General features: G+C 47.9%; 4 protein-coding genes. All 4 read right to left on the minus strand.

Features of this window, described 5'->3' with window-relative positions:
- A partial coding sequence (locus IQP38_RS05080; RefSeq protein ID WP_228009992.1) for a molybdopterin-dependent oxidoreductase occupies positions 1–2,282 on the minus strand: 2,282 nt, incomplete at its 3' end.
- Positions 2,283–2,292: 10 nt separating this feature from the next.
- On the minus strand, positions 2,293–2,493 hold the full coding sequence (locus IQP38_RS05085; RefSeq protein WP_005377542.1) for a twin-arginine translocation signal domain-containing protein: 201 nt from the start codon (positions 2,491–2,493) through the stop codon (positions 2,293–2,295).
- Positions 2,494–2,566: 73 nt separating this feature from the next.
- Positions 2,567–3,193, minus strand: a complete 627-nt coding sequence (locus tag IQP38_RS05090) for a TorD/DmsD family molecular chaperone (protein WP_017820684.1) — start codon at positions 3,191–3,193, stop codon at positions 2,567–2,569.
- Between the two features lie 9 nt (positions 3,194–3,202).
- Positions 3,203–4,435: 4Fe-4S dicluster domain-containing protein (locus IQP38_RS05095; protein WP_228009993.1), on the minus strand; the 1,233-nt coding region annotated here is incomplete at its 5' end.

A 4,435-nucleotide genomic window follows, 5' to 3' on the forward strand; every position in this document is an offset into this window, starting at 1 on the left:
ATCGCACGCGCTTTCGCGTTACCAAATGGAATACAACCGTGCTTGATCGCGACACGCTGAATACCGCCAGAAAGGTCAGTCTTCCAGTTTTTACCCTCTGCTGCCACTTTCTCTTCAGCAGTTAAGTCGTCCCACCAACCAAGTTGTTTCAACAACTTGTCAGTGAACTCTGGGTAACCGTCTTTGATTTCACAGCCTTTCGAATAACTGTCTTCTGCAAGAAGGCTCTTGCCTTCAAATTCCACACCAAAGCGCGTACGGAAGTTACCGCCACCTTCTGCAACCGTCTTAGACGTATCGTACAGAATGTGTGTACCTGGGTGTTTCATTTCTGGTGTGCCCCAGCATGGCCAAGGTAGACCATAGGTTTCACCGTTGACAGGGCCACCTTCCGCTTCCAATGTGGTTTTGTGGAACGTATGCCAGTTTTGTTGGTGCGCTTTCAAACGCTCTGGGCTTTGGCCTGTGTAACCAATCGTCCACATGCCTTTGTTGAATTCACGCGTTAGGTCTTCAATCACCGGCTGGTTGTTTTCAACACGGATGTTTTTGAACAGAAGATCGGAATAGCCCAGTTTCTTCGAAAGCAGGTACATGATTTCGTGGTCTGGTTTTGATTCAAACAAAGGTTCAATCACCTGATCACGCCATTGTAGAGAGCGGTTAGATGCGGTAACGCTGCCGTGTGTTTCAAACTGTGTTGTTGCAGGAAGCAGGTAAACGCCGTCGGTACGGTCGTTCATTACCGCAGCAACCGTTGGGTATGGGTCCACAATCACCATCATGTCCAACTTCTGCATCGCTTTTTTCATCTCAACACCACGTGTTTGAGAGTTCACTGCGTGTCCCCAGTAGAACATTGCACGGATGTTTTCGCGTTGACGAATGTTGTCTTTGTTTTCCAGTACACCATCAACCCAACGAGATACAGGAATACCTGCACTGTGCATTGGTTTCTGACCGCTATAAGCGTTGTCATCGAAACGACCTTTGATCCATTCGTAATCGATTTCCCACACTTTTGACCAATGACGCCAAGCGCCTTCAGAAAGGCCGTAGTAGCCCGGTAGCGTGTCAGAGAGCACGCCAAGGTCGGTTGCGCCTTGTACGTTATCGTGACCACGGAAGATGTTTGCACCGCCGCCTGATTTACCAATGTTTCCAAGCGCTAGCTCAAGCACACAGTAAGCACGTGTGTTGTTGTTACCAGTAGTATGCTGAGTACCACCCATACACCAAACAATACAGCCCGGGCGATTTTCAGAAAGCAGTTTTGCTGTTTGGTAAACGTCTTCTTCGCTTACGCCTGTTACGCGCTCAACTTCTGCTGGCGTCCATTTCGCCACTTCAGCACGGATCTCATCCATACCGAATACACGTTGACGGATGAACTCTTTATCTTCCCATTGGTTTTCGAAGATGTGCCACAACACACCCCAAATGAATGCTACGTCAGAACCAGGACGAAGTGAGACATAGTGATCCGATTTTGCTGCCGTACGTGTACGACGAGGATCCGCTACGACGATCTTACAGTTGTTCTTCTCTTTTGCGATCAGAATGTGCTGCATCGCTACTGGGTGTGCTTCAGCTGGGTTTGAACCAATGAATAGCATCGACTTACAGTTGTGCATGTCATTGAAAGAGTTGGTCATCGCACCGTAACCCCAAGTATTCGCTACACCCGCCACGGTTGTTGAGTGACAAATACGCGCTTGGTGGTCAACGTTGTTCGTACCCCAAAGTGATGCCATTTTTCGGAACAAATACGCTTGTTCGTTGCTATGCTTTGCGCTTCCCAAGAAGTAAACCGAATCAGGGCCGGACTCTTTACGGATGTCCATCACCTTGTTACCGATTTCTTCGATCGCTTGATCCCAAGAAAGCTTTTTCCACTTACCGTTTTCAAGCTTCATTGGGTATTTAAGACGGCGCTCACCGTGGCCATGTTCACGCAGTGCTGCACCTTTTGCACAGTGACCACCGGCGTTAAATGGGTGGTCGAATGCAGGCTCTTGACCCGTCCAAACACCATTTTGAACTTCTGCGTAAATACCACAACCCACTGAACAGTGAGAACAGATAGTACGTTTTACTTCTGTTTTCGCTTCTGGATCGACTGATTTTGCTTGCGCTTTTTTCATCATTCCCGGTGCGAATAGACTAGCACCAACCACTGCGCCACCAGCGGCAAGCGAAGTGTTTTTCATGAATGCACGACGAGATACGCCAAGCTGGTTCGTTTCTTTGCTCACACTGTCGGAGCGTTTGACAAGTTTCATCCGTTATCTCCTAAAGTGTGTCGTAGTAATCGCGAATGTGTTGAGTTTCACGATACCCTTTCTTCTTCACGTCGTTTTCAGAAGGCTCAACCGTTTCTGAAGCAACGGCCACTTTCGTGGTTCCCGCAACAACAGCACCGGCAACGGCAGCGGTTGTGAAGCCTTTTAGGAGATCCCTACGGCTTGTGTTTATTTCTTTATTATCTTTCATCATTGCTTCCTTACCTTACGGTAGATCTTTGGAGACTCATGCCTCTCTATCGATATGACCAAGTACTGCTCGATTACTCGTAATCAGTGACGTTTTTCACATCAATTTTTAATTTGTTCTTACTGCTTTTGGTGTTCACGCTAAAGCGGACTTGCTCTAACGTTAAAAATGCATCGCAAAGCTGTGCAGCTGGCTTGTAGAAGTTCACGCTTTCGGCGCTCTCTAGTTGGCGCGTAAAAGATTGGAACCAAGGAGCAATGTGTTTGTTAAACACCGCTTGTTGAAGTTCTTCCTCTTCACCTGTCAGCATTGCCATCACTTCGCACAGTGCAGAAATATGGTCTTCAGGCTCTTTCACGTTCTCTTCTCGTTCGATGCCTAAAAGATCCAAATCGCGACGAATTTCCGCTAACGGTTTTTCCATCATCGAGCCAGTGCGATGCCAAGATCCGAATGGCACAACTTCACCACGTCCAATGCCAATAAACAGATCTTGATATTCTTCTTCTAACGCTTCTCGCTGCGCTTCGTTCGCGGCTTGTTGCAGTGCGAGCCAAGCTTTTTGCATCGCGCTCTCAGACGGTTCAATTTCTAGCGATTTCAGGAACGCCAGCATTTCATCACTAGGCGCACTACGAAAAAGTGCAGATAGAACGAGATAAATGTCTGTTCTCAGTGTTTGTTCTTGTTGTGTGTCCACTGCGAGCTCCTAGTATTTTAATTGTTTCATTGGGTCTTCTGCCATCGACTCAAACATGTCGATCACACGGCAGTCTTCACACATCGCGATACGATTGATCGCCGCTTCATCAGAGAAATGAGAGTGACCGCGTAACTTGTTTTGTAGCATGTCGATCATCGATTGCGGAGCAAAGGGCTTGTGACAACGAATGCACTCGGCTGCCTTTTCTTCATGAATCACAACCGCTTTCTGGCGTTCTTCTTTCACCCAGTTCATACGAGGAGTAAGCGTCAGCACTTTCTCTGGACACGCTTTCTCGCACAGCCCACATTGAATGCAGTCTTGCTCGACGAATTTAAGCGACGGAGATCGACCGTCCGTATGCAATGCACGTGTTGGACACACCGCCACACAGCTCATACACAACGTACAACCTTTACTTTCACAAGAGACTGTGCCGTAAGGTGCGTTCGCTGGAAGTTCAACAATGTTCTCAACTGGAATACGTGATGCGGACAACGCATCCAACGCCGTAAATAGACGCTGACGTTTGTTGCCTTGCAAGTCTCCTAATGCCAAATCAAAAGACTCGGTACAAAGTGTCGGAGCACCTTCACGTAGTGACTCTAGATACAGAATGTCGATGGTTTCTTTGGCGATACCAAGCTGACCGAGCAGCTCTTGAGCAATACCTACTTCGCTATTAAGCACACGAATAATGGTTTGAGGCATAAAACGTGAAGCCGCAAACAGCACCTGAGTAGCACCATTCACAAGCGCGGCGAACCAAGTATCAATACCAACCGAAGGCAGTTCTTCCACCACAATTGGAATCACATTATCTGGCAGTGCTTTTAGTGCCATCACGTTGTAGCTCTCGTGGCGAGAACTGCAAATCAATACGATAGGATCTAAACCACCCGCTTGCTCATAGTTGGCGAGCGTACGTTCAATAAACTTTTGCGTATCTTCAGGGTTTGGCAGTGCGTAATGAATCGCTTCTGTCGGACACGCTGTAGCACAAGTACCCACGCCTTGACATAGGTATGGGTTGATCTCGATGCGATGGCCCGTTTTGTCGCTGCCTTCACTCGATAGTGCCCCTGCCGGACAAGCATCCACACACCGTTCGCAACCTTTTACGCCACGAGAGCTGTGTGCACATAAATCGGTATCTAAACGGAAGAATTTCGGTTTATCGAACGTCCCCATTAAGGTTGGAATCTCTTCCAACGCTTCAGCCAGTTTCGGATAGCCACG

Origin of the sequence: Vibrio sp. OPT41 (genome assembly GCF_015163595.1) — a bacterium.
Lineage (GTDB): Bacteria > Pseudomonadota > Gammaproteobacteria > Enterobacterales > Vibrionaceae > Vibrio > Vibrio alginolyticus.